The organism is Streptomyces sp. NPDC005761 (assembly GCF_040630635.1).
Lineage (GTDB): Bacteria > Actinomycetota > Actinomycetes > Streptomycetales > Streptomycetaceae > Streptomyces.
On the sequence record NZ_JBEXXX010000044.1, the window covers coordinates 36590 to 60167 of the forward strand.

The 23578-nt window shown below is 67.4% G+C and carries 18 protein-coding genes and 4 pseudogenes; 7 read left to right on the top strand and 15 right to left on the bottom strand.

The window, feature by feature from the left end:
* Positions 1-52: 52 nt before the first annotated feature.
* Complete coding sequence (gene ggt, locus ABZ434_RS29735; protein WP_359143033.1) at positions 53-1855, bottom strand: gamma-glutamyltransferase; 1803 nt, start codon at positions 1853-1855, stop codon at positions 53-55.
* Positions 1856-1959: 104 nt separating this feature from the next.
* Here ggt and ABZ434_RS29740 point away from each other — a divergent pair.
* The 3 genes and pseudogenes from ABZ434_RS29740 to ABZ434_RS29750 form a co-directional block, all read left to right on the top strand.
* Positions 1960-2283: pseudogene (locus ABZ434_RS29740) on the top strand (hypothetical protein); the annotation flags it as partial.
* Between the two features lie 290 nt (positions 2284-2573).
* On the top strand, positions 2574-2975 hold the full coding sequence (locus ABZ434_RS29745; RefSeq protein WP_359143035.1) for a hypothetical protein: 402 nt from the start codon (positions 2574-2576) through the stop codon (positions 2973-2975).
* A 13-nt stretch (positions 2976-2988) separates the two neighbouring features.
* A complete protein-coding gene (locus ABZ434_RS29750; protein WP_359143037.1) occupies positions 2989-3495 on the top strand; it encodes a hypothetical protein in 507 nt (168 codons plus the stop codon).
* A 43-nt stretch (positions 3496-3538) separates the two neighbouring features.
* On the opposite strand, the gene ABZ434_RS29755 is transcribed toward ABZ434_RS29750, so the two are convergent.
* The 7 genes and pseudogenes from ABZ434_RS29755 to ABZ434_RS29785 form a co-directional block, all read right to left on the bottom strand.
* Positions 3539-4027 carry a DUF4265 domain-containing protein gene (locus ABZ434_RS29755; RefSeq protein ID WP_359143039.1) on the bottom strand — a complete coding sequence of 163 codons (489 nt, stop codon included), beginning with the start codon at positions 4025-4027 and terminating at the stop codon, positions 3539-3541.
* Between the two features lie 46 nt (positions 4028-4073).
* The gene (locus ABZ434_RS29760; protein WP_359143041.1) at positions 4074-4679 is read right to left on the bottom strand and encodes a DUF6461 domain-containing protein; all 606 of its coding nucleotides are present in this window, start codon (positions 4677-4679) and stop codon (positions 4074-4076) included.
* Positions 4680-4776: 97 nt separating this feature from the next.
* A complete protein-coding gene (locus ABZ434_RS29765) occupies positions 4777-5592 on the bottom strand; it encodes a hypothetical protein (protein ID WP_359143043.1) in 816 nt (271 codons plus the stop codon).
* Positions 5585-6679 (bottom strand): hypothetical protein, encoded by a 1095-nt coding sequence (locus ABZ434_RS29770; RefSeq protein ID WP_359143045.1) that lies wholly within the window; start codon positions 6677-6679, stop codon positions 5585-5587. Before ABZ434_RS29770 ends, ABZ434_RS29765 begins: the two co-directional genes overlap by 8 nt.
* Before the next feature lie 233 nt (positions 6680-6912).
* The gene (locus tag ABZ434_RS29775; RefSeq protein WP_359143047.1) at positions 6913-7245 is read right to left on the bottom strand and encodes a hypothetical protein; all 333 of its coding nucleotides are present in this window, start codon (positions 7243-7245) and stop codon (positions 6913-6915) included.
* Complete coding sequence (locus ABZ434_RS29780; RefSeq protein ID WP_359143049.1) at positions 7242-8093, bottom strand: IS5 family transposase; 852 nt, start codon at positions 8091-8093, stop codon at positions 7242-7244. The genes ABZ434_RS29775 and ABZ434_RS29780 overlap by 4 nt, the downstream gene beginning before the upstream one ends.
* Before the next feature lie 115 nt (positions 8094-8208).
* Positions 8209-8399, bottom strand: a pseudogene (locus ABZ434_RS29785) (ISAzo13 family transposase); the annotation flags it as partial.
* A 330-nt stretch (positions 8400-8729) separates the two neighbouring features.
* Between ABZ434_RS29785 and ABZ434_RS29790 the strand changes: the two are divergent.
* From ABZ434_RS29790 to ABZ434_RS29800, 3 genes and pseudogenes are all read left to right on the top strand, one after another.
* The gene (locus tag ABZ434_RS29790) at positions 8730-14936 is read left to right on the top strand and encodes a DNRLRE domain-containing protein (RefSeq protein ID WP_359143051.1); all 6207 of its coding nucleotides are present in this window, start codon (positions 8730-8732) and stop codon (positions 14934-14936) included.
* 32 nt (positions 14937-14968) lie between these two features.
* The gene (locus tag ABZ434_RS29795) at positions 14969-15547 is read left to right on the top strand and encodes a hypothetical protein (RefSeq protein WP_359143053.1); all 579 of its coding nucleotides are present in this window, start codon (positions 14969-14971) and stop codon (positions 15545-15547) included.
* Positions 15548-15774: 227 nt separating this feature from the next.
* Positions 15775-16268, top strand: a pseudogene (locus tag ABZ434_RS29800) (transposase family protein); the annotation flags it as partial.
* Between the two features lie 895 nt (positions 16269-17163).
* Here the strand turns inward: ABZ434_RS29800 and ABZ434_RS29805 are convergent.
* The 3 genes from ABZ434_RS29805 to ABZ434_RS29815 are packed head-to-tail and all read right to left on the bottom strand — an operon-like array spanning position 17164 to position 18009.
* Positions 17164-17322: an integrase core domain-containing protein gene (locus ABZ434_RS29805; RefSeq protein ID WP_359143055.1), complete on the bottom strand. Its 159-nt coding sequence runs from the start codon at positions 17320-17322 to the stop codon at positions 17164-17166.
* Positions 17300-17683: an IS3 family transposase gene (locus tag ABZ434_RS29810; RefSeq protein WP_359143057.1), complete on the bottom strand. Its 384-nt coding sequence runs from the start codon at positions 17681-17683 to the stop codon at positions 17300-17302. Before ABZ434_RS29810 ends, ABZ434_RS29805 begins: the two co-directional genes overlap by 23 nt.
* Positions 17680-18009, bottom strand: a complete 330-nt coding sequence (locus ABZ434_RS29815; protein WP_359143059.1) for a transposase — start codon at positions 18007-18009, stop codon at positions 17680-17682. Before ABZ434_RS29815 ends, ABZ434_RS29810 begins: the two co-directional genes overlap by 4 nt.
* Positions 18010-18112: 103 nt before the next feature.
* Here ABZ434_RS29815 and ABZ434_RS29820 point away from each other — a divergent pair.
* Positions 18113-18211, top strand: a pseudogene (locus tag ABZ434_RS29820) (IS5/IS1182 family transposase); the annotation flags it as partial.
* 141 nt (positions 18212-18352) lie between these two features.
* Here ABZ434_RS29820 and ABZ434_RS29825 read toward each other — a convergent pair.
* The 4 genes from ABZ434_RS29825 to ABZ434_RS29840 form a co-directional block, all read right to left on the bottom strand.
* On the bottom strand, positions 18353-18721 hold the full coding sequence (locus ABZ434_RS29825) for a VOC family protein (RefSeq protein WP_359143061.1): 369 nt from the start codon (positions 18719-18721) through the stop codon (positions 18353-18355).
* Positions 18722-19202: 481 nt separating this feature from the next.
* A complete protein-coding gene (locus tag ABZ434_RS29830) occupies positions 19203-20213 on the bottom strand; it encodes a Gfo/Idh/MocA family oxidoreductase (RefSeq protein ID WP_359143063.1) in 1011 nt (336 codons plus the stop codon).
* A gap of 55 nt (positions 20214-20268) precedes the next feature.
* Positions 20269-22323 (bottom strand): GMC family oxidoreductase, encoded by a 2055-nt coding sequence (locus ABZ434_RS29835; protein WP_359143065.1) that lies wholly within the window; start codon positions 22321-22323, stop codon positions 20269-20271.
* A 554-nt stretch (positions 22324-22877) separates the two neighbouring features.
* On the bottom strand, positions 22878-23522 hold the full coding sequence (locus tag ABZ434_RS29840; RefSeq protein WP_359143067.1) for a TetR/AcrR family transcriptional regulator: 645 nt from the start codon (positions 23520-23522) through the stop codon (positions 22878-22880).
* Between the last annotated feature and the right edge of the window lie 56 nt (positions 23523-23578).

The window sequence follows — 23578 nt, forward strand, 5'->3', positions numbered from 1 at the left end:
CTTCCCGCGCCCGACCGACCCCGCCCGTACGGCTACTGACAACCCATCAGCCCTATGGAGCCGGCCTCACGACCATGGCCGAACCGCCGCCCCGCCGCTCCGTCTCCGCGGCCGCGAGCCACCGCCCGTCCGGCAGCCGCTGCACGCCCGTCGCCGCCCCGATCTCCGGATTGAGCTTGAAGACGTGCCCCAGAGCCTCCAGTTGCGCTCGCACCGGGCTGTTCCACAGCCCCGGTTCGAGCTCCGTGGCCGCCGCGTTGCGCTGACTGGCTCGGGGCGCCGCGATGGCGTCCACCAGCGGCAGGCCGCGGTCGACCGTGCCGATGAGGGACTGGAGCACGGTGGTGATGATCGTGGCCCCACCCGGCGAACCCAGGGCCAGCACCGGCTTCCCGTGCTTCAGCACGATGGTCGGGGAGATCGACGACCGCGGCCGCTTGCCCGGACCCGGCAGGTTCGGGTCGTGGACGGCGGGGTCGGCAGGTGCGAACGAGAAGTCCGTCAGCTCGTTGTTGAGCAGGAAGCCCCGCCCCGGCACCGTGATGCCACTGCCACCGGTCTGCTCGATCGTCAGGGTGTACGCGACGACGTTGCCCCACTTGTCGGCGGCCGTGAGATGCGTGGTGTTCTCGCCCTCGTACGTCGTCGGGGCTGCCGTCCCCGCACCGGCGCAGTCACGGGGATGGCGCGGGTCGCCCGGGGCGAGCGGACTGGTGAGCACCGCGTCGTCCTTGATCAGGCACTCCCGCGAGTCGGCGAACCGCTGGCTGAGGAGCTCCTTCGTCGGCACATCCTCGAACGCCGGGTCGCCCACCCAGCGCCCACGGTCCGCGAAGGCGATGCGGCTGGCCTCGATGAAACGGTGCAGGTACTGTGACCGGCTCGCCTGCGAAAGGTCGGTGGACTCGAGGATGTTGAGGGCCTCGCCCACCGTCGTGCCGCCCGACGAGGACGGCGCCATGCCGTAGACGTCGAGCCCGCGGTAGCCGGCCTTCGTGGGTGCCTGCCGCAGTGCCCGGTACGCGCGCAGGTCCTTCGTGGTGAGGTCGCCCGGACGTACCAACCGGTTCGACGACGGGTCGACGGGTGGATTGCGTACGGTCCGCACGATGTCGTCGGCGAGCTTGCCCCGGTAGAGCGCGTCGACTCCCTCGCGGCCGACCTCCTCGTACGTACGCGCCAGGTCCGGGTTCTTGAAGACCGACCCGACGACGGGGAGCGCGCCGCCGGGCAGGAAGAGCTTCCGGGTGTCCGGGAAGTCGGCGAACCTGGCCTGGTTGCCCTCCGTCTGCGAGCGGAACGTTCCGTCGACGACGAAGCCGTCGCGGGCCAGCCGCTCGGCCGGTTTCAGGACCTGCCGGAGCGATTTGCTCCCCCAGGCGTCGAGTGCGGCGTCCCATGTGGCGGGGGTGCCCGGAGTGCCGACGCCGAGGCCGCTGGTGACGGCCGATTCGAACGCGATGGGCTTCCCGTTCTCCAGGAAGAGCGAGGAGTCCGCGCTGCGCGGCGCGGTCTCGCGGCCGTCGATGGTCTCCACCGTGCGGGTGCGGGCATCGTAGTGCACGAAGTAGCCACCGCCGCCGAGTCCCGCCGAGTACGGCTCGGTGACCCCGAGGGCCGCCGCGGTGGCGACGGCCGCGTCCACCGCGTTGCCGCCCTTGCGAAGAACCTCGATACCGGCGGCCGTCGCATCGGCGTCGACGCTGGAGACCGCTCCCCCGTATCCGGCCGCCACGGGTGACTTGGGAGGCGGTGGGACCGGTGGCGCGGAGGAGGACGGGGCCGCTGCCCCGACCGTCACCATGGCGGCGAGAACAACCGACAACGACACATTCCGCGCAACGGAACGCCTCATGCGCACCTCCAGTGAAGGATTGTCCGCGCAGGGTAACGCCGCTCCGGCCACCCCGTCAGGACCGCCTCGAACTTGAGGCCGAATGCCCGCTAACATGCCCGCCCATGACTGACGACGTACGCAACATCGTGCTGGGCGTGATAGCCGCCGGCCTCAGCGCCGCACTCGGCTGGCTCGCGCGCACCTACTTCTGGCGCCGCAAGCTCCGCCGCAAGCAGGCGTTTTTCGGGCTCCCGGGCAACTCGGAGTGCCTGCTCGTCGTCAACCGCGACGCGGGCGGGGACGGCGCGGTCCACCGGCACGACGTCTTCGCTCTGCTCGAACTCTCCGCGCTGATCAAGGACTGCTCGGCGCATGCCCAGATCCTGTCCCACGACATCGCCCAGCAGGGGTTCGGCGAACGGACCGAGTTCTGCGTCGGCGGCCCCGTCTCCAAGGCGCGGAGCACTCCACGCCCGCGCCGCGTCAGCATTCCGTTAGCTTCCGCCTCGCTCCCCCGCCACGGCATCTGAGTTCCACCTGACGCCGCCTGTGCAAATCCCGGGTCTACTGGAGGGTCTGATGCAGGGTTGGGTAACAACTACTTTTCCCCAACCCTGCATCAGACCCGACCGCTACGTGACCTGCCATTCAGGTTTCGGCATCGAGGGGGTCACCTCACCTTGCGCTCGCACCCTCCAACAGACGACAACATCCGTCCGCACCGTAGGGTCGCAGCATGCCGACCGAAGACAGCCCGCGCCTCACGGCCAAGCACTGGCAGGACTGCACGGACGTGTACGACTTCCTGGATCAGATCCGGCTACGGCCCGGCATGTGGATCCCCGGCGGATCGCTCCTACACCTGCAGTCCTTGCTCACCGGCTACCGGGTAGCGCTCGGTGTGCACGGCATCGAGGAACCCTTCGCCTTCTGGCCCCAGGACGACTTCAACCGCTGGCTCCAAGAGCAACGCGGCCTCGCCGGCTCCCTCACCTGGGCAGCCGAGATCGAGCTCAGCACCCCCGTAGGCTCGACGCCGGTCGAGGAGTTCTTCCGCCTCCTGGACGACTTCAGACGTGAGAACGCACGGGATCTGACACCGGATGCCACGACGAACCGGCGTCCCGGCAATGAGTGAGGGAGAAGACAAGATGACGGCCGGCATCCAGTTCAGCTGGGAACTCAGCGGATCCGGCTGGGCAACGTGCCGCATCGCCGACGGGCCCTCCGAACGCAGAGACGTCGTCAGCTACTGCACCGATGCGCTTGCCGACGTACTGCACGGCCTCACGGCTCTTTACGGACCCGGCACTGTCCACCGGTTCTCCTTCGACCTCGAACCAGCCGAAATCAGGTGGGTTCTGCGGGGCGCAGGGCCGGACGTAGAGATCACGATCTATCTGTTCCCGGACATGTCCGGCAGCTTCGACGCTCCCGACGGAGCTGGCACGCTCGTATGGAGCTCGAGACAAGACCGGGGCGTTCTGAGTCATGCCGTCATGGAAGCCGCACAGTCAGTGCTGCGGATCCATGGCGAAGAGGGCTACCGGGCGAAATGGATACAACACCCCTTTCCTGTTGCAGCACTGCAAGACCTGCGCCGACTGCACCTGCGAGACGACGCGTGCGATCTCCAGCACGACCTGTCGCTTCCATAGACGATCCCCCGCCAGCAGGTTCACAGACATGCACTGGACGAGGTCATGTCTGGGCGATGTTCCTCCACGCGGCCGTGACGCAGCCTTCCTCCCAGTGCCACCACGCCTTCGCCGCGCCGTGGACCAGGAGTTTGTGGATCTTCGGAAGATCCGCAGTCGGCGGGACATCCAGAGCCACCATCCGGTACTGCTCGATGCCCTCACCGGTCGTACCGAGGCTGTGGAAGATCTTCAGAACGCTCTGCCGGGCAACACCCGAGCCACCGTCCTTCAGCACGATCAGCCGGATCGTGCAGTTCTCCGAAGACTGAACCGTATCCCCGGCCCAGCGAACGCCTTCATCGTCGACCTCCACCCGGATGATGTCGTCGCTGGCAACCCCTCGTACGAACCACGGAGTGTTGTCCAACCGCACCGTTCCATCACCAAGGTCCACCGCCCACAGACTCTCGACGCTCGCCGGCGGCCAGCCGTCCTCGTCTATGTCCATCCGGAAGTGGACCTTCACATGGTCGTTGCTGATATTGGTCACCGCGCCATCATCCACGGGCCGGGCATGAGCGTGAGGACAGAAGACCTCACTGGATCTGAACGGTGGCGCAGGTGAACGTCGTTTCCTGTAGCAGCGCCGGAGTGATGGCGACGCCGGTAAGGTGCTCCGCCAGAGCGAACGCTGCCGGTGAGGAAAGATCCGTTTCGGGAGCCTCTTCGTCGAGATGGAAGCCGATCTGTTCCATGACGTCGAGGAGTTCGTCGGGCCCGGTGCCCCACCGGTCCTCCGGGAACATGGGGTCGAAGCACAGCCGCAGCACCTGGTCCTCCGCCCAGAGGAACGTGCCGACGGCGTTGATGTTGGCGAAATGGGAGATCCAGCTCGTTCCGGCGGATGCCGGTAGCGCTTGCTTGTCAGTGACCCCGAGGTAACCGTTGGGTTCGATCAGCAGTGTCCAGGTGCCCACAGTCGTCATGGCGACTAGCTGTCGGTTCCCCTCCTCCAGGTCGTACTGGGCGAAGGCGGCATCGACGACGGCGGCAATGCCCCGTAGTGGTGCTTCCGGTCGTCCTTCGAGCCTGAACATCAGCTCAGCAGGCGACAGACCCCGCACCAGGGTGAAGCAGTACGCCTCAGCAATGTCAGGAAAGTCGTCCTCGAACCACGCGTAGTCCGCTCCGGTCTTCGTCATGCCGCCCATCCTTGCCCCTGCGTCTGACAACGGAGGAGGCTCGGCCGTCAGCAAAGTGGGAGACGATCTCCGTCAGTGCGTCTGGTGACCGGCGCGGTCATTCGGTGAGGTTGGGAAGCACTTTCCACCGGAGCCAGGCCAGCATCTGGTCGAGCAGGTGTACTGCCCGTTGCCGAGGGGGGAGTTCGCATGGGCTGGTCCTCCAGTAGGAGGCGGTCAGCTCGTCGACCCGGGCGTGCAGCGCCTCTTCCGGGGCGGTGACGGTGAGCCGTGCGAAGCGGAGGAAACCGGAGAGCGGCCGACTGTCGTGCAGGTCCTCCGCCAATGCCCCCGCTCGATCCAGCAAGGGGAGGGACGCCGGCTCCTCGGGGAAGCCGGCGCAGAGGGCGGCCAGAGCGAGGCGGACATCCAGGGACGCGGTATCCCAACGGGCCGCCAACTCGGGAAGCGCCCGCCGGACGGCTGCGCGTGCCCGGGCAGCTGCGGCTGGATCGGCCTGCGGGTGCTGCCGGGGCCAGGCGTCCGCCGAGAGGAGGTCGGTCTCAGCGGCGATGCGGAAGAGGAGCGTCGTCAGGCTGACTCGCTCATCAGCCGGAACGCGCTCGTCTGAGGCGAGGGCGGCCACCATGGGCACCGCCTGTGCTGTGTACGCGTTGCTGGTGCCCTGGTGGTGGATTTCGTTGTAGAAGTCGCTTGCGAACTCGCGGTCTGAGGCGAAGGGGCCGGACTCCGGCCCGAAGAGCAGAGCACTGTGCGGTGGCCGCTCGTCGGTAGGTATCCGGTCGGTCACCACGGACCGGAAGATGCGCCGCAGGCGGGGCTCGAAGTCCTCGTTCCGGAAGTGGTCCGCTGTCGGTCTGTAACCCGTCGCCGCAGCGTCCCACTCCTCCGGGGGCGGGAAGGCATCAGCCATCGAATCTGATCCAGGGGACGTCGAGCTTCCTGAGAGGGCGCAGGGCGCTGCGGTGGAGGGCGCCGATGCTGACGGCGGCTTCGCCGTCCTCTCCCGGGCCGTCCGACAGTGCGACCACGATGCCGGGGCCGGCGAGGAAGGTCGTCGGATCGAGGGGTGCCATGAAGGGCCGCAGTGGGACGTCCCGCAGCACGGAGCGAAGCAGGGGGACGATGTCGTCGGCAGGGGCGATGGCCTGTGCCAGGTATGGAGCGCTGAAGGTCGCCTCGTGCAGAACGAACTGGAGCAGGAACCTGCTCAGCGGCTCTTGCTCGGGCAGTGCCTCGTCGTTCCGGACGAGCAGGACGGTGTGCTGTCCGTTCTCCGTGTCCGGGCGGCGTGGGCAGCACCACGACCAGCATCCCTGAACCTCGCAGGCGAACGAGACGTGCTCCTCGCCCCGGCCACATCGGTCGGGCTCCGGTTCGTGCACGTAGTTGTGCGAACCCAGGATTCCAGGCCGCTCTTCGGCCAGGCGGTAGAAAGCAGCCAGCGCGGCCGGCATGGCCTCCTCCGACGTGTTGATGCTTGCTTGTCGGGACCGGGCGAACCACGACTCGACAAACAGCGTCAACGCCTCCTGCGGACGCGCCGCCACGAGATCCACCCACGTCAGCATGGGCAGTACCGGATCGGGAACGAAGGGCCTGACTACCTCCAGCACCCCGTTGGCCAGCGGCTCGATGAACTCGAACTCGTAGCGGCCGGGCCCCCAGTGGCGGAACTCGGCTCGTCCGAGCAGCAAGCAGCCGGTACCGACCCTGATGGCGATGCTCACCGGCCGCTGCCGGAGTTCGTCGAAGCTCCAGACGTCCCGGTAGCCGGTCAGCGCCTCGTCGATGCCTGCGGGTATCTTGCCGACCAGACGGAACTGGTCCCGACTCCAGACGCCGCTGGACGCCGGGTCGTCATTGGCGTCGGCGATGATCTGGATCTCCGCGGCACCGACGATCAACGAGGCGCTGGTCAGGTCGTACCTCGTGGCATCAGGACCAAGCCGGTCCAACAGTGCACCCTCATCGACCCGGACCGGGATTCTCTGCGGCATCCCGGGAGTGTACGCGGGGAACGATCACCAGCAGTGTGGGAACGATCTTTGAACGCCTGCATGCACCGCTGGTCAGACCCACTCGTGAACACCCCTCCAAGACATCGACCCGGAGAACAAGTACGCACACCAGATTGTGGCCAGTGATTGCTGGCCATAGGTGTCCGGCTATGGCCTTCTCGCGAAGATGCCGGTGTTGACCTCGGTGAGGACGTCGAGCTTGACCAGGCGTTTCAGCTTGGCGCGGGCGCCTTCGACGTTCTTCGGCAGCAGCTCGTGGCCGAGGGCTTGGCAGACTCCATCGCCCGTTGTGGTCCGGCCGCGTGGTTGAAGGCGTCGAGGATGCGGGGGTAGTCCGGGTGCTCGGGCAGGTCCGGTGGGGCAGCGGGAAGGCGGTCGGCGAGGCTGGTGACGGTGGTGCGGGTGATCGCGAGATGCTCCAGATGGGTCTCGGCCTCCCGCAGCCGGTTCTGCAGGCCGTCGATCTGTTCACGGAGGTCGCCGGCCAGAACCCGGGCAGCTTGTTCCTGCAGTTCCAGGGCGTCGAGCAACGGCTGGACGTTCATGCTGCGACCGCCTGTGCCTCGCGCCAGATGGGGGTGTTCGTGCCGGTGAGCCGGCGGGCCATGACGTGGGTCATGGCCCAGTAGACGCGTGAGGCGGAGGAGGAGGGGTGGTGGTGCTCGTAGTCGCGGACCAGGCGCCGGTGCAGTATCAGGATTCCAAAGGTCTGCTCGACCCTCCAACGCTTCGGCTGCGGCACGAATCCCTTGCTCTGCGGGTCGCGGACGACGATCTCGACGTCGATGCCCAGGCCGGCGCCGTGCGCTACGACCTGATTCTTGAAGCCCTGGTCGACGAGAGCCTTACGAACGGTTCCGCCGGCCTGTTCGACGACGTGGTCCAGCAGGACGATGCCCGCGGCATTGTCGTGGGTGTTCGCGGCCAGGACGACGACCGCGATGACCAGTCCAAGGACATCCACCGCCAATCCCCGCTTGCGGCCGGGCACCCGCTTGGCCGGGTCATGGCCGCTCGTGTCGGCGGGGACCCCGGCGGCCACATGGACACTCTGCGTGTCCAGAACCACCAGGGCCGGGTCCTCTAATCGCCGGGCGCGTTCGCGGACCTGGCACCGCAGGAGTTCGTGGATGACATGGTCGGTCCCGTCGTCCCAGCATGCGGCGAAGTAGTAGTAGGTCGCGCTCTTCTGCGGCAGGTCATGCGGTAGGTAGGCCCACTGACAGCCAGTCCGTCCCTGGTAGAGGATCGCGTTCACGATCTCCCGCATGTCGTAGGCACCCTGATGCCCGCTGACCGACCGATGCCGGCCCTTCCACGCGGTGATCACCGGCTCGATCAACGACCACTGCTCGTCCGATAAGTCACTCGGGTACGGCTTGCGTTCACTCACCTGGTCACATCACCAGATCAACGACCGTGGGTCGGCAGGTTCCGCCCCACCACCACACCATCAGGCGACAGCAAAACCCCTCAAAGACTATTGAACCGCCCCCTAACAGCACGTGGCCAGAATCCAGTTCGGCCACTTCGCGCGAGACCGTACCCCGGCCGCAGCGGCGACGAGTCTGATCCCACCGTGCCCCAGTGACAGCGCTTCCGCCCCTATGGCCAGCCGACGCTGACGCTCATCGAGATGCGGCAACAACACCTCAAACTTCGCCGCCAGGACATCCGCGGCCCCCTCTGATCTCCCCATACCAGAACAACAAGTCCGACAGCGGGAAGCCACGACTTGATTCCCGGCAAGCCCTAACGACAGTTATGAACTCATGTTGGCAGCAGCCGAGGAGTTCGAACGCGTCAGCCTTCATCCCGCAGGTTCAAATTTAGAGGCGGATTATCCCACCGTCTACGGCATGCAGGTTCACCAGACACGGACTTTCACGAGATCTCCACCTTCGGAATATGATCACCCGCTAGTCGCGCATGCGGCTGTTCAAGGAAAGGGATCCGACGCATGACTGACCACATATCACCACCAGATAGGACAGGTGGGAGATTGTTGTCCCGCCGGGCTTTGCAGAGAGTGGCGCTGGCGACGGCGGCTCTGTTGGCGGTCGAGGCCGCGAGCGTGCTCGATGTCACGGGGCAGGCGGTAGCCCTGTCGTCACAGCGGCCCTCGGCGGCCGGAGGCAAGTCGTATCCGACCGAAGCGGCGGACCTCGCGTCCGCGAGGCTCGCGGCCCGGTTGTCGGGCAAGCGCATGGAGGCGCTGTCGGAGCGGACTGAGTTGTTGACGACGTGGGCGAATCCGGACGGCACGGTGACCACCGACGCGGCGTCGGGTCCGGTCCGCTTCCGTGACAAAACCACGGGCGCCTGGCGGAACATCGACGTCGACCTGGTAAAGGCCGTCGACGGTTCGGTCGTCGCGAAGGATCATCCGCTCGGCCTGAAGCTCGGTGGGAAGACACCGGTCGCGAAGGCGGCGCGGGTCATGTCGTCCGGCGCGGCCGGTGCGGCGGGCACAACGCCGGTTCCGCTGGTGTCGCTGGACGCCGGCGATGGCCGGACGCTGGACCTGTCGTGGCGCGGTGTCCTGCCGGAACCTTCCGTCTCCGGGCACACGGCCCGGTATGCGAACACGCTGACGGCGACAGATCTGATCATCGAGTCGACTCGCACGGGCTTCGAGCAGTTCCTGGAGCTGAAGGACCGCTCGGCGGTCGACGCCAACGGCTCGGTGACACTGACGCTGAACGCGAAGGGCATCGAGGCAAGAGCGAACGCCGACCAGTCGGTGACTTTCCTGGACACCGAGTCCGGCAAGCAGGTCGGCAACCTGCCGGCACCGGTTATGTGGGACGCGTACGTCGACCCGAACTCAGGCGAGCACACCCGGCAGGCCGACGTCAGGCTGAAGGTGACGCAGAACAGCGACGCGATCGACCTGACGCTGACCCCGGACGCGAAGTTCCTGACCGACCCGGCGCGTACGTTCCCGGTGACGGTCGACCCGGCGGTGAACATCGGCGCGAGCTTCGACACATTCGTGCAGCAGGGCTATGACATCGACACCTCCGCGCAGACGGAGCTGAAGCTCGGCAACAACGGCTCGGGCCAGATCGCGCGATCCTTCCTGACCTTCCCGATGAAGGCGATCACGGGCAAGCAGATCCTGAGCGCCAAGCTGAACCTGTGGAACTCCCACTCCTGGTCGTGCACGGCTACCGGCTGGGAGGTATGGGACACCCCGGCCGTCTCGACGGCCACCCGCTGGACCAACCAGCCCGGTTTCACCAACAAGTGGGCCACGTCCACGGCCACGAAGGGCTTCTCGTCCTCGTGCGCGGACGGCTGGGTCTCGCAGGACATCCAGAGCCTGGCCGCCGCCTGGGCCGCCAACGGCAACGGCACCAACACGCTCGGCATCAAGGCAACCACCGAGTCCGGCACGAACGCGGAGTTCGGCTGGAAGCGGTTCAACTCCGGCAACGCCGCCTCGAACACACCGTACGTCTCGGTCACGTACAACACAGCCCCCGTGGCCGGGAACCCGATGTCGGTGACCCCCGGCCGTGCGAACGCGGGCAAGAACTGGGTCACCACGACCATCCCGGACATGGGCTACACGACCAGTGACGCTGAGACCACCTTGCTGCGCTCCAAGTGGGAGTTGTGGGAGGGCAGCACGAACCTGGAGGTCTACGACTCCGGCACCCAGGACCCGGTCACGAACAAGAAGGTCTCCCACCAGGCCCCCTCGGGCAAGCTGGTCAACGGCCGCACTTACTGGTTCAAGGGCCGAGTCAACGACGGCAACGCCTGGTCGAACTGGACGCCATCGGTGTACTTCACCGTCGACACCACCAAGCCCGCCACCAGCACCGTCGCTTCCGGTGACTTCCCGGCCAACACCTGGTCCGGCACCCCGGACACGGACGGCAAGCACTCCGGCTCCTTCACCCTGACCCCGCCCGCCACCGATGTGGCCGAGGTGCAATACAAGCTGGACTCCGGAGCCTGGGCCAGCACGGCCACCACCGGCACCGCGGTCACCAAGACGCTCACCTTCCCGGCCGGTAAGCACACCGTCACCGCGCGGACCGTGGACCCGGCCGGCAACGTCTCCACCGAGACCACCCACGTCTTCTATGCCGGCTCCGGCGCCGCGATGCTCTCCCCGAGAGACGGGGACCGCCCGGCCCGTCGCGTGACCCTGGCGGCCGAGGGCCTGACCTCATACACCGGTGTGACCTACCAGTTCCGCCGCGGCGAGACCGACGCCTGGAAGAACCTCCCTGCAGCCGACGTGCGGCAGGGCACGAACACGCTTTCCGCCTGGCCGGTCTCGGTCACCGGCGGCAAGCCCGCCACGATGACATGGAACATCACCGACAGTCTGACCGAGGACGGCCCCATCGAGGTCCGCGCCGCGTTCACCGACGGCACCACCACTGGCTATTCGCAGACCGCCGAGGCCACCCTCGACCGGGACGCGGGCACCGCCCTCACCAATCAGGTCGGCCCAGGCCAGGTCAACGAACTCACCGGTGACTTCTCCCTGTCGGCCACCGACGCCACCGCGTTCGCCGCGAGCGTGAACCGTACGTTCTCCTCCCGTACCAACAGCACTGACACCGAGGGCCAGGCGCAAATCTTCGGCCCCGGCTGGACATCGGCCGTCTCCGCCGAGTCGAGCGACTACACGCAGATCCGCGAGACCTCCGGCTCCTCTGTCGAGGTACTGACCGGTGACGGCAGCACGACCGCGTTCACCAAAAAGAGCAGCGGCGGCTGGCAGCCGGAGATCGGTGCCGAGTCCCTGACGCTGACCTACTCGACCACCACGAACAAGTTCACGCTGACCGACACCGACGCCAACACAGTCGTGTTCGCGAAGGCGGACCCGATCTCGACGACGTGGACGGTGTTCTCGTCGGCCTCGGCAGTCGACGACTCGACGGTCACGGTGTTCTCGACGACGGTGGACGTGGGGGGCAAGAAGCTGGCCCGTCCGAGGTACGTGGTCTCGCCGACAGGCGCGGCGACTGCGACGACCTGCCAGACGACGCCGTCCACAAAGGGCTGCCGGGTACTGGAGTACGTCTACGCGACGGCCACCACGGCCACTCCCAGCGCACTGGGCGACTATGTGAACCAGGTCTCGGCCGTCAAGCTGTGGGCCACCACCCACGGTGCCTCCGCCTCGACCTCCGAGACGCTCGCCTCGTACGCCTACAACGCCTCCGGCCAGCTGCGCCAGGTGTGGGACCCGCGCATCAGCCCCTCGCTGAAGACGGAGTACGCCTACGGCACTGACGGCCGCGTAGCCACGTACACCAAGCCGGGCGAGCTGCCCTGGGCCTTCACCTACGGCACGGCCGGCTCGACCCTGACCTCGGGCCCCGGCATGCTGCTCAAGGTTTCGCGTGCCGCGCTCGCCGCAGGCTCCGCGAGCACCACGTCCGGCACGGCGACCACCACCGTCGTGTACGACGTCCCGGTCTCCGGCCCCGCCGCCCCGTACCAGATGGACGCCGCGACCGTCGCCGCCTGGGGACAGAGCGAGGCGCCCACTGACGCGACTGCGTTCTTCCCCGCTGACAGCGTTCCCGCCTCCAGCACCGGCAACGGCCTGACAGCCGACGTCTATGCCCGGGCCACCATCAGCTACATCAACGCGAACGGGTCGGAGACCAACACCGTGAGCCCGGGTGGTGCGATCACCACCACCGAGTACGACCTGCTCGGCAACCAGTCCTCCGACCTGACCGCCGGCAACCGCGAACTCGCCCTGGGCACCTCCGCCAACGCGACGACAGAACTGGCCGCACTGGGCCTGACCGATCGGTCCACCGCCGAGCGCGCCCAGCAGCTGTCCACCGTGCTGGAGTACACCGCCGACGGAACCCGTGTGACGGACGAGTACGGTCCGCTGCACCAGATCACCCTGGCCGAGAAACTCACCGGCACCACCACCGAGGCCACCCTGGCCGCCGGTACGGTCATCCCGTCCCGTTCCCACACCTCCTACACCTACGACGAGGGGGCCCCGGCAAACGCGGAGGTCTCCGACTTGGTCACCTCCTCCACCACAGGCGCGGCCATAGCCGGCTACGCCACCGACGCGGAGGCCAAGACCACGACCACCACCTACGACTGGTCCACGGGCTCCGAACTGGCCACCACCACCGGCGGCGAGTCCGCGGGCCATGTGACCAGCTACGACAGTGCGGGCCGTGTGGCCACCACCCGTACCCCAAAATCGGCCGGCTCGGACGCGGGCACACTGGTGCACACCTACTACGACGCGCACGCCACCGGCGCCTGCACCTCGGCCGAGTGGGACGGCCTGCTCTGCAAGACGGCCCCGGCCGCGGCCATCTCGGGTGGCGGGACCAACCCCGCCGAGGCCGTCACCACCGTCTACACCTACGGTCGGTGGGGCCAGGTCGTCACCAAGGCCGAGACCGCCAACGGAGTGACCCGTACGACCACCACCACGGCCGACGCGGCGGGCAGTCCGACCGGCACGACCATCACCGGCGGCACCGGAACAGGCACTCCGGCCACCACCATCACCTACGACGGGGCCACCGGCCAGGTTGCCAGCACTACCGCCAACGGTAAGACGTCCACCTCGAAGTACGACGCTCTGGGCCGGACACACACCTACAGTGACGGATCGGGCAGCACCAGCTCCTTCACCTACGACATCCTCGACCGCCCGGTGGCGGCGTCCGACTCGGTGCCGTCCACCACCACCTACACCTATGACGCCACCACCGGCCAGGCCCGGTCCATCACCGACTCGGTCGCCGGGACGTTCACGGCCGGTGCCCACGACCCCGACGGCGCTCTCACCAAGGAAACCCTCCCCGGTGGCTACGCCCGGGCCACGACCTACGACCCGACGGGCAACCAGACGTCGGTAACCTACACGGACTCCTCAGGCACCACCGTGCTCTCCGACTCCGCGGCATACACCATCCACGGCAAGCAGACCGGTCACACCCAGACCGACGGCGGAACCCTGTCCACCGCCTACGACTACGACGCCTCCGGGCGCCTGGCCCGGGCCACCGACGACGACGGGACGACCACGACCTCGCGCGCCTACGCCTTCGACACAGATGACAACCGCACCTCGCTGACCACCACGGTCACGGCCGCAGGCTCCACCCCCAGCACCTCCAGCACGGCGTACGCGTACGACACCGCAGGTCGCCTCATTGCCGGGGGTTACACCTACGACGCCTTCGGGCGCACTACCCAGGTGGCGGAGAAGACCCTGGCCTACTACACCAACGACCTGGTGGCAGGCGAGACGGTGGGCTCCGCCCGTACCACGTGGGGCCTGGATGCTTCCGGCCGCCTGGCATCCTCGGCCACCGCGACCACCAGCGACAGCGGCGCGACATGGTCGACCACGAGCACCACGCTGAACCACTACAACTGTGGCTGCGACACGCCGTCCTGGACGGTCACCACTGCGGGTTCCGCCTCCACCGTCAGCCGGAATGTTCCCGACCTCTCCGGCGGCCTGGCCGTCACCACCGATGGCACCGGCGCCGCGGTCCTCCAACTGGCCAACCTGCACGGTGACATCTCCGTCCGGCTGGACCTGGCGACGTCCGCCGTCACGGTCCAGCACTACGACGAGTACGGCATCCCGCTGGACGCCACGGCCGCCGCGGCGAAGTACGGATCTCTGGGCGCCTACCAGAGAGCCACCGACCGCCTGGCCGGATACACCCTCATGGGCGTCCGCGTCTACGATCCGACCATCGGCCGCTTCCTCCAGAACGACCCGGTCTACGGCGGCAACACCAGCGCCTACATCTACCCCGCCGACCCGATCGGTCAGTCGGACACCAGCGGTGAGCTGAACTACCGCTATCAGACGAAGAAGACGAAGAACTACACCATCGGCCTCCAGAGGAGCTGCACCGGGAAGTCCAAGTGCAGCCTGACCTGGTACGTGAAGCTGAAGAGCATCTGGAAGAAGTACGGCGCTCTGAAGTTCGTGTACAACATCGTCCTTCCGCTGTACAAAGCCAGGAAGAATCAGGACTACGGCCACCTGGAGCCGGGCACCTACGTGTTCCACGGCTCCTGGGGTGTCCCGAACGGGAGAAGTAGACCGGAGTCGGACCGGGGGAAGTACAGGGCCTTGGGCATGACCTTCTGGTTCGACTGGACGGACAACGTTGAATTCAGCGGGAAGTTCACCGTCATGAACATCTGCGTCAAGAACCCGATCCTGAACGTCTACGGCCTCTTCACCTGAAGCCCTGCGGGTTGATCACCGCCGGGGGAGAAGTGGACAACCACTTCTCCCCCGGCTTTCATTACCATCGGAAGGCAACGATGATGTCAAATTTCTCGGACTGGCAGGACCGGATACTGCGAGCGGTCTGGCGGCACGGGGAGCAACTCCCCGAGGAGGTGCTGACGTGGATGGCCGAGCTGTACGACGAGCGTGGCGAAGTTCCGGAATCGGAGTTCTGTGAATCCTGGACCGCGCGAACCTTCGCCATGGCGAGATCGGCCTTCGGGACGGTCACCAAGTCGGCGGAGCAGGACACCGGGAAAGCGGCCACCGGCGACGACTTCTGCTACATCGACTACGTGCGCGACCCGGACCTGGGACCGGTCGGCGTGGTCCACATCAAGTCGGCGGAGGTCTCCACACCCGATTCGGCAGAGGTTCTGGGTGCTGTGGCAGAAGGAGTTCAGGAATTCGTCATGAGCCACCATCGCGTGACCTGGCCCGTCTGCGGCGAGCACGACCGTGGTTTGCATGTGAGTTACCTCCACGAGACCGCGGTCTGGAAATGCTCGGGCGGGACCACGGATGGTCACGTGGTGAGAGCGATTGATCCCGCCGTTCAGCTGTAGATCATCGCGGGCCCTTTCTCTGGGTCAGCCAGCATCTCATCATAATTCCCACTGTTCTCCGCGTGATCCGTTGCAGTTGTGGTGCGCCCGACCATGACCGGAGGTTCATCCCTGAGCCTATTCCAAGCCAGCAGTGTTGACCGCGAGCTGGACACGCACGCGTAACCACGACGCTCCTGGTGGACGGGTTCTCACCCAAGATCACCCGTGTCTGCCAGGAGCTTCCCGTGCTCGTCCACCCATCCTCGGTCGATCTATCCATTCGCACCCTGCAATTCCTGACCGGGCGGCTGAAGGCCGGGCGGCAGGAGATCGGCACACGTTGGCGGCGTCTTCCCGCCGCACGTCAAGCCCTGCTCGCCTTGGCCCACCTGCGGTGCGGTGACACCCATGCCCAGCTCGCCGCCGGTTTTGGCATCGGGATCGCGACCGTCTACAGCTCCGTACGTGAAGCCGTCGACGTCCTGCCCCTCGCCCCGTCCCCGGCCGAGGTGATGTGGACGATCCAGGAGAAGACGTTCGTCATCCTCGACGGCACCCCGCTGCCGATCAACCACATCACCGCCGACACCCCCTATTGCTCCGGAAAGCACAAGCGCCACGGCAAGTGCCGCGACAGCACGGGATCATCGAAGCCCTCACCGAAGCGGTGCTCGGACGCCGGGCGGACGAGGCACATCGGGGCGCCGGCGGCCCCGTCCGCGTACCGTTTCGGGGTCGGCGGGTGGAAGATTCACTTGATCACCGAGCGGACGGGTCTGCCCGTCTCCGTCGCTATCTCGGCGGCGGCGAACCTGCATGACGCCAGTCCCTGATCCCGCTGATAGGGGCATCCCACCAATCCGCCCCCGCGTCGGACATCTACGACGCAAGCTCGCCGGCACGGAGCACCGGCTGGTGTTAGTCGACCAACCGCTGACCGCCCTCCCCCATCTTCGCCACAAGCACCATGACGTATCGCCTGCCGGTTTGGCATGGACCGCTCGAACATCATCCGGACCGTCCTGCGAGGTGCGGCCTCTGCTCGGCAAAGCGCGATATACCGGAGCCGCGCGGGCTCGGCGACCACCGAACAGATGACCAGCCCAGTTCTACGCCTGCACCTGGCGCTGCAACAGCCACCGGCCGCAGCCCAGAGAACTCCCGACGTCCGGCCACGGGACCCAGTGCATGAAGCGTCGGGAGACACAGAAGCGCCACGTCCGCACATGCAGCGGCCGTCGCTCAAGGCTCCCGCCCTCACGGCGAAGGCCCCCACCGAAGCAGGGGCCTCACGTCTCCGCAGGTCAGGATGCTGTCACGAAACTGAGTTCAAGGTTGGACCCTTGGAACGCGTCTGAAGACACCGACCTCTCCACACCCGCAATGTCACGCTGCTCCTCGACGACACCCCCATCCGCCTTCCCGGCGCCCTCGCAATCCTCATGAACCGGCTCGTCACCGAACAGCCCAACCACAGATGGAACCCCAGCATTCGGGCAGTTGACTCTCCCCGGGCACCTGTCCGCGAACTCACCATTCCACCGGTGCCCACGCCCGGGCACTCACAGCTCACGGCATCCCCTGCACACGTCCCTGAGCTGACCTGGGTTTCGTAGCGGCCGGCATTAGTGGTTTCAGGCGGTGTTCGTGGTCGCCTGGGATCGGTGGCGGCGGGCCCCGAGTTCTTCGGGTGGTAGGTAGTCGAGGGCGGAGTACAGGCGTTGGGTGTTGTACCAGCCGACCCACTTGACGACGGCTCGTTCGACCTGGTCAGCGTCTCGCCAGGGGGCCATGGTGCTCGATCAGTTCGGCTTTGAAGGAGCCGTTGAGGGCCTCGGCCATCGCGTTGTCGTAACTGTCGGCTGCGGAGCCGACCGACGCGGTCGCGCCGGCCTCGATCAGGCGCTCGACGGTGCAGCGGGCTGCCGTGAGGCCTTCGCGTCGCAGTTGTCGGTGGATGCGACGGGCTCCGTAGGTCTCGCCGGAGCCGGTGTGGATGCGGCGGATCTCCGCGATGAGGTGGTCGTCGCGCCACCGGCGTGCGGACTTCGGACGTCGGCGGCGGGCGTTGTGGGCGTTGTGGGCGGAGACCGACAGGTCCAGTTCCCGGCAGACGGGCTCGACCCCGAAGTCGTCGCGGAGGTGGTTGATCACCGCGTCGGCCTCGTGCGGGGCTGGTCGAGCTCCTTCGCGAAAGACACGCTGGCAGCCTTCAGGATCTCGTTCGCCCGCCTCAACTCGGCAGCTTCCTTGCGAAGTTGTACGAGCTCGGCTCGCTCGGCGGAGGTGAGCAGGTCGGGGCGGCTGCCGTGGTCGGCCTCGGCCTGGCGGACCCACAGCCGCAAGGCTTCCTTATGGATCCCGAGGTCCGGGGTCACGTGGGCGACCGGACGGCCCGAGTTCTGTACTTCACGGACGGCTCGCTCACGGAGCTCGTCAGGAGACTTCCGGGGTGCAGGCATCAGACCTGTGATTCCCATCTGCCGGATCAATCATGCCCGGCTTCAGGGCCGCTACGAAACCCGGTCCAGCTCAGACCCCGATGACCTGGTCATCGTGACCGGTTTCAAGGCCACCCTCTATCGCAAGCTCGCCCCCGGGCAGAAGACGGCGAACCGGGTTTTGGCCGCCGGACGCGCGCCCGTCGAGCGCGAGTTCGCCCACCTGAAGAACTGGCGGATCCTCACCAAGCTCCGCACTGACCCCGCCCGCACCACCCACCCGCTTCGCGCGCTGCTCGTACTGCCGAACATCGAGGCCAATACGGGAAATTGGGCTCTGCCGCAGGCGGCCCGCGACCAGCTCAAGTGCCCCGGAGCAGCGTCACTGAGCCGGGATCGGCTGGGTGAGGTTCACCGGGTTGCCGTCGGGGTCCTGGATGTGGGCGACGCGCTGTCCCCACGGCATATCGTTGGGGCGGCCGCTGACCGAGCCGCCCAGCGCCGTCACCCGGCCGAGCGTCTCGTCGACGTCGTCGACACCGATGCTGAGCAGGATCCGCGGTGCCACCCCGGTCCCCGGGTTCGTCTTGGCCACCAGCCCGAGGTCGGTGTCGCCGATGCGCAAGCCGAGGTAGAAGGCCGGGCCTTCCGCCGGTACCCGGAAGATCTCCTCGGCGCCGAACAATTTCGTATAGAAGCCGACCAGGACGTCCTGGTCGGCAGTGATGATCACTGGCTGGATCGTGGACATGGCACTCCTGTTGAGAACGGTCGTGTCGCTGGGTAGACCGTTCGAGGACGGTGAACTCATCGGCGAAACCACCCCGCCGGACGATCTACACCCCAGACTGCCGCCCACGACCAGCACGAGCACCCCGAAACGGGGTCACGCCACCCCTGCTGACCAGCCACTTCAAGATGGCGCAGCCACACTGAGCCTGCCAACCGTCAAGCCATGCCTCGGCTGAACGAACCTGGCCACCCCGTCCGCTCCGACCCTAGGTAGTACGGGTCCTGGGTATGCGGGCCGCCGACTCCTTTGCCCGCAGGTCGTGAGCGGGTCGGGCAGAGCGAGGGCATGCCGGATACGGGCGGGGTCAGGTCCTCGCGTATCCGGCGGCTTCGGCCGCAATGTGGTCTGAGCGGATCCGGCCTTGATCTGGGCGGATCGGGAGCCGGGGGTCGAAGCAGACAGCACCAGAGGCGATGGCCGTACTGCTGTACGTGCGGGGTCAGCCAAGCCCGCGAGGCGTCATCCCGGCTGTGCGATAGATCGTGTCGAGGACCTGCATCTGACGGAGTGCGGCGGGCGCGTCGGTGCGTATGGGCGCGCCGTGGCGTACGGCGTCAACGAATGCGCGGAGTTGCAGGACGTAGGTGGAGGTTCGGTCGGGGGTCTCCCGCCATCGCCGGTCAGGGGTGCGCAGGGTGATTTTGGCGCCCATCTGCGGATGGTAGGGGAAGGAGACACGCATCTTTCCACTTGTACCGGTCACCTCGAGTTTCGAGGCGAACAGGCGTCGGGACCAGATCGAGGAGACGATCGTTCCGCGGATGTCCTGGGGGAAGAGGAGGTCTGCCTCGAGGGAGCGGTCGATGCCGCCGCCTTCACGTGCTCGGGCCTGTGTGACGGTCGGCTCGCCGAACAGCTCGCGCAGCAGCCTGACGGGGTAGTAGCCGACGTCGAGCAGACCTCCGCCGCCCAGGGCGAGGTTCCAGCGGATGTTCTTACCGGGCGGGACCGGCACGCAGAAGATGGCTCGAGCGGTGTGAACGGTACCGATCTCACCTGTGGCGATGATCTTACGCAGCTCTTCGGTCAGCGGGTGGTGGCCGCTGTGGTATGCCTCCATGACGACCGTCGGCGAGGTCGCGGCAGCGGTGACCAGGTGCTCAGCCTCGGTGGCGTTGGCCGTGAACGGTTTCTCCACCAGCACGTGCTTGCCGGCGTCGAGTGCCGCCTTCGCCCAGCGCGCGTGGAGGGTTGCGGGGAGCGGGACGTAGACGGCGTCGATCTCCGGGTCGGCGAGCAGTGCCTCGTAGCTGGCATGCGTGCGGGCGATCCCGTACTTCTCGGCCGCCGCCCTGGCCCGGTCGGGGTCCCGGGCAGCGATCGTGGAGATCTCCAGGCCGTCGACATCCGGGGCCGGGCGCACGAGGGCGTCACGCATGATCCGCGCGGCGCCCAGCACTCCCACGCGCACGGGGCCGTCGGTGGAGTGGTGAGCAGGTTCGTGGTTCATGCGGTACTGCCTCTGTTCGTCTGGATCAGGGGGTGCGCTTGACAGGCGGCGTCGCTCATCGGCGTTCTTCTTGCATGAGCTGCGCGATACGCATGGCATTGGCCATCACGGTGAGCCCGGGGTTGAATCCACCGTTGGTGGGGTGCAGGGAGGCGTCGGCGACGTAGACGTTGCTCGTGTGCCAGAGGCGGCCGGTCGGGTCGCATGCGGACGAGTGGGGATCTGCGCCCAGGCGTGCTGTTCCGGCGGAGTGCTCAGCTCCCTGTGGTGCTCCTGGCGCGGCCATGGTGAAGATGGACTCTCCTCCCAGTTCCTGCACCCACTCGCGGCAGCGGCTGGCCATGTACTCGGCTGCTTCGACGCTGGCGGGGTGGGGTGTGCCACGGAGCCGGGCCACGGGCATCCCCAGTGTGTCGGTGCGCTGGGTGTCGAGGCTGACGCGGGCTGCGGCGTGCGGAATCTCCTGGACCATGGAGAGAGCGCCGGGAAACACGCGGCTGTCGCGCATCCATGCCTTGTGGGCCTGGCCGAACCGCACGGGCGGTGACGCGAACTGTCCGACCTGGGCCTTGAGCAGGGGGTAAGGGGCAGGCAGGTCGAACATCACGCCTCCGCCCCAGATCTTGTGCTGACCGTGCACGAATTGGACGGTGGCGACGGAGTGCCCCGGCCCGTCGGGAGTCTTGGCGTTGGGGCCGCCCAGGGCGCTGGCCATGGCGATGCCGTGGGAGTGGTGGTTGCGTCCGACCCACTCGTTGCCCAGCCCTGAGGTGAGCAGGAGGCGGGGGGTCTCGATGGCTCCGGAGGCGACGACCACGGTGTCGGCGGTCACCTGGAGTTCCTCAGGGGGTGAGGTGTTCCCGCGCCGGAAGACGATCCGGGCGCCAGTGGCGCGGCCTTTTCCGTCATGGAGAATCTCGGTCACCCGTGCGTCGGTGAGCAGTGAGCAGCGGCCGGTGGCGAGTGCGCGGGGCAGGAAGGTGTTCTGCGTGCCGTTCTTGGCGTCCACGGGACAGGAGTGTCCGACGCACTGAGCGCATCGCACGCAGGCGGCGCGGCCGTTGCGGGGCACGCTGTTGATGGCGAAGGGGATCGGGGAGGTGTCCCAGCCCAGACGTGCTGCCGCCTTCCCGAACTGGGCCCTGGCCATGTCGTCGGGGAGGGCAGGCATCGGGTAGGGGCCGGTGCGAGGTGTGCGGGTGGCCATGGCGCTCGCGGCATCGCCGGAAACGCCGAGCTGCTGTTCGATCTGGTCGTAGTAGGGCGCCAGTTCGTCGTAGCCGAAGGGCCAGTCGGCGAGCGTGCTGTCCGGGGGCACTCCGTAGGTCGAGGCCATGGCGAAGTCCTCGGGGTAGAACCGCCATGCCATGCCTTGCCAGAGACGTGTTCCGCCGCCGACGGTCATGGCATTCAGGCCGTAGGCTTGTCCGCTGCCGTTGCCCGCGAGGGTCGTGGTGGTCCCGTCCTGGTTCTCGAGGATTCGCAGGTCTCCTTCACCTGCGCCGGCGGTGACCTGGTAGAGCTCGGCCCGCTTTCCCTGGAGGTGGTTTCCGCGCAGTTCGCTGTTGCGGTGGTTGGCCCCCCGTTCAACGAGGAGCACCTCGCGGCCTGCGGCGGCCAGTTCCCGCGCGGCGACGACGCCGCCTGCGCCGGCTCCGACGACGACGACGTCGTAGTGGGAGCGGACGTGCTCGGGCCGGATCGATGGGGCCGGTTCGGGATCGAGGGGGGACACGCCTAGTGGTACAGGCTTGAAGCCGGTCGTCGCCCAGCCCGCAGGGGCGGAGGTGCCGGCGTAGTAACCCTCATACGCGATGCGCAGGAGGGCACCGAGGGTTTCCTGGGGGAGCGAGGAGATGAGACGTTCGCGTGCGGTGTGGGACGAGGCAGCGTGGCTGAAGCCAGCTTTCTCCAGGTCCGACAGGGCGTGAAACAGGGAGGGCCGCGCCCAGGACATGAAGTCCTGCAGGTGCTCGTCGAGGAGCCGCGCCACGCCGCCGTCCCAGCCGCCGGGTGTTGCTTCGTCCGCGGGAATGATCGTGTCGAACAGCGTGCGGAGGACGTCACGCTCGTCCGGGCCGAAGGTGTCCGCGATGCCGGTGGCGGTCATGGCGTCCTCATTCCTAGCTAATGCTGAACAGATGTGCAGTGTTTGGCACAACATAAACGTCCTCGAAGTCCGGTGTCCACATCCCCGACGCAGGCCGCACCCGACCCCAGGGCGCAGTGGTGGTCAGCCGCATGGCCCGGCGGCACCACGAGCGGCGCTCAGAAACTGCTCCCGGCCAGGGCGAGATCCTCCCCGCCAGTCAGGGGTCGAGGCTCAGACCTGGGGGCACCGGACCGCGGTCCGTCCCATGACGCGACGGCCCCGTAGTGGCGGCCACCGCTACAGGGGGTGCGCGGCTGCGCGGCGAGACCGTTTACACGGCCGGCGCCGATGCAGTTCGGTGACCGGCTGGTCTACTCCGCCCCGCCCGGAGCCCCGTGCCCGTGGGGACGCCGAGGTCTGGATCTGCCGTTGTCCGCGCCTCCCACGCCCGGGATCCGTTGGCCCGCCTGGTGCACCGGGCTCCCCGTGCGGAGCCGACGGCCGCTGGGATCGAGCTGCGCGGCCACACGGCGGAAAGGCGCGGGGAAGGCAGTTGGCCGGCCCTGAACGGTTCAGGCGGGACTGCTGAGATCCATCAGGCCGTGGGCTGCCAGCATGGCGTCGAACCTGCCGATCATGGAGAATGTCGGGCTGAGCAGCCACTGCAGCTGCAGGCCGTCGATGGTCGACAGGATGAGCGAGGCAGTGTCCTCGAACGTCTGCCCGGGCGGCGTCTGGTGGCCTTCGCGTGCGAGCGTTTCGACGATGAAGCTCGCGAGCATGGCGTAGCGGTCCACGAAGTAGCGGTGTGCGGGGTGCTCGGTGTTCACCGCCTCGGCGGCGAGCGTCGTGTAGAGCCGCATCAGCCCGGGGCTGCGCTCGTTGTCGATCACGATGTGCCGGATGCCGTCGATCACGTGCCCGGATTCCATGAACGACATCACGGTGTCGCGGGAGTACAGGTCGCGGTCCTCCAGGACGGCGACGAGGAGCTGCTCCTTGGAGCCGAAGTGGTGCAGGATCGCGCCGGGTGAGACGCCGATGGCTCCGGCGATGTCGCGCAGGGATCCGCCGCGGTAGCCGTCCTGGGCGAAGACCTCGGTGGAGGCTTGGAGAATCTCGCGTCGGCGCGCACGTCCGGCCCTGTACGGGCCGCGGGCCGCCCGGCCCGCGTTCGGGGCGGCCGGTTCAGCGGCTCCCTGTTCCGGCGATGGCATGCCGAGGAGGATACATCGCTGCTGCGGGGTGCGGCTGGTGGACGGTGGGCGAGGGC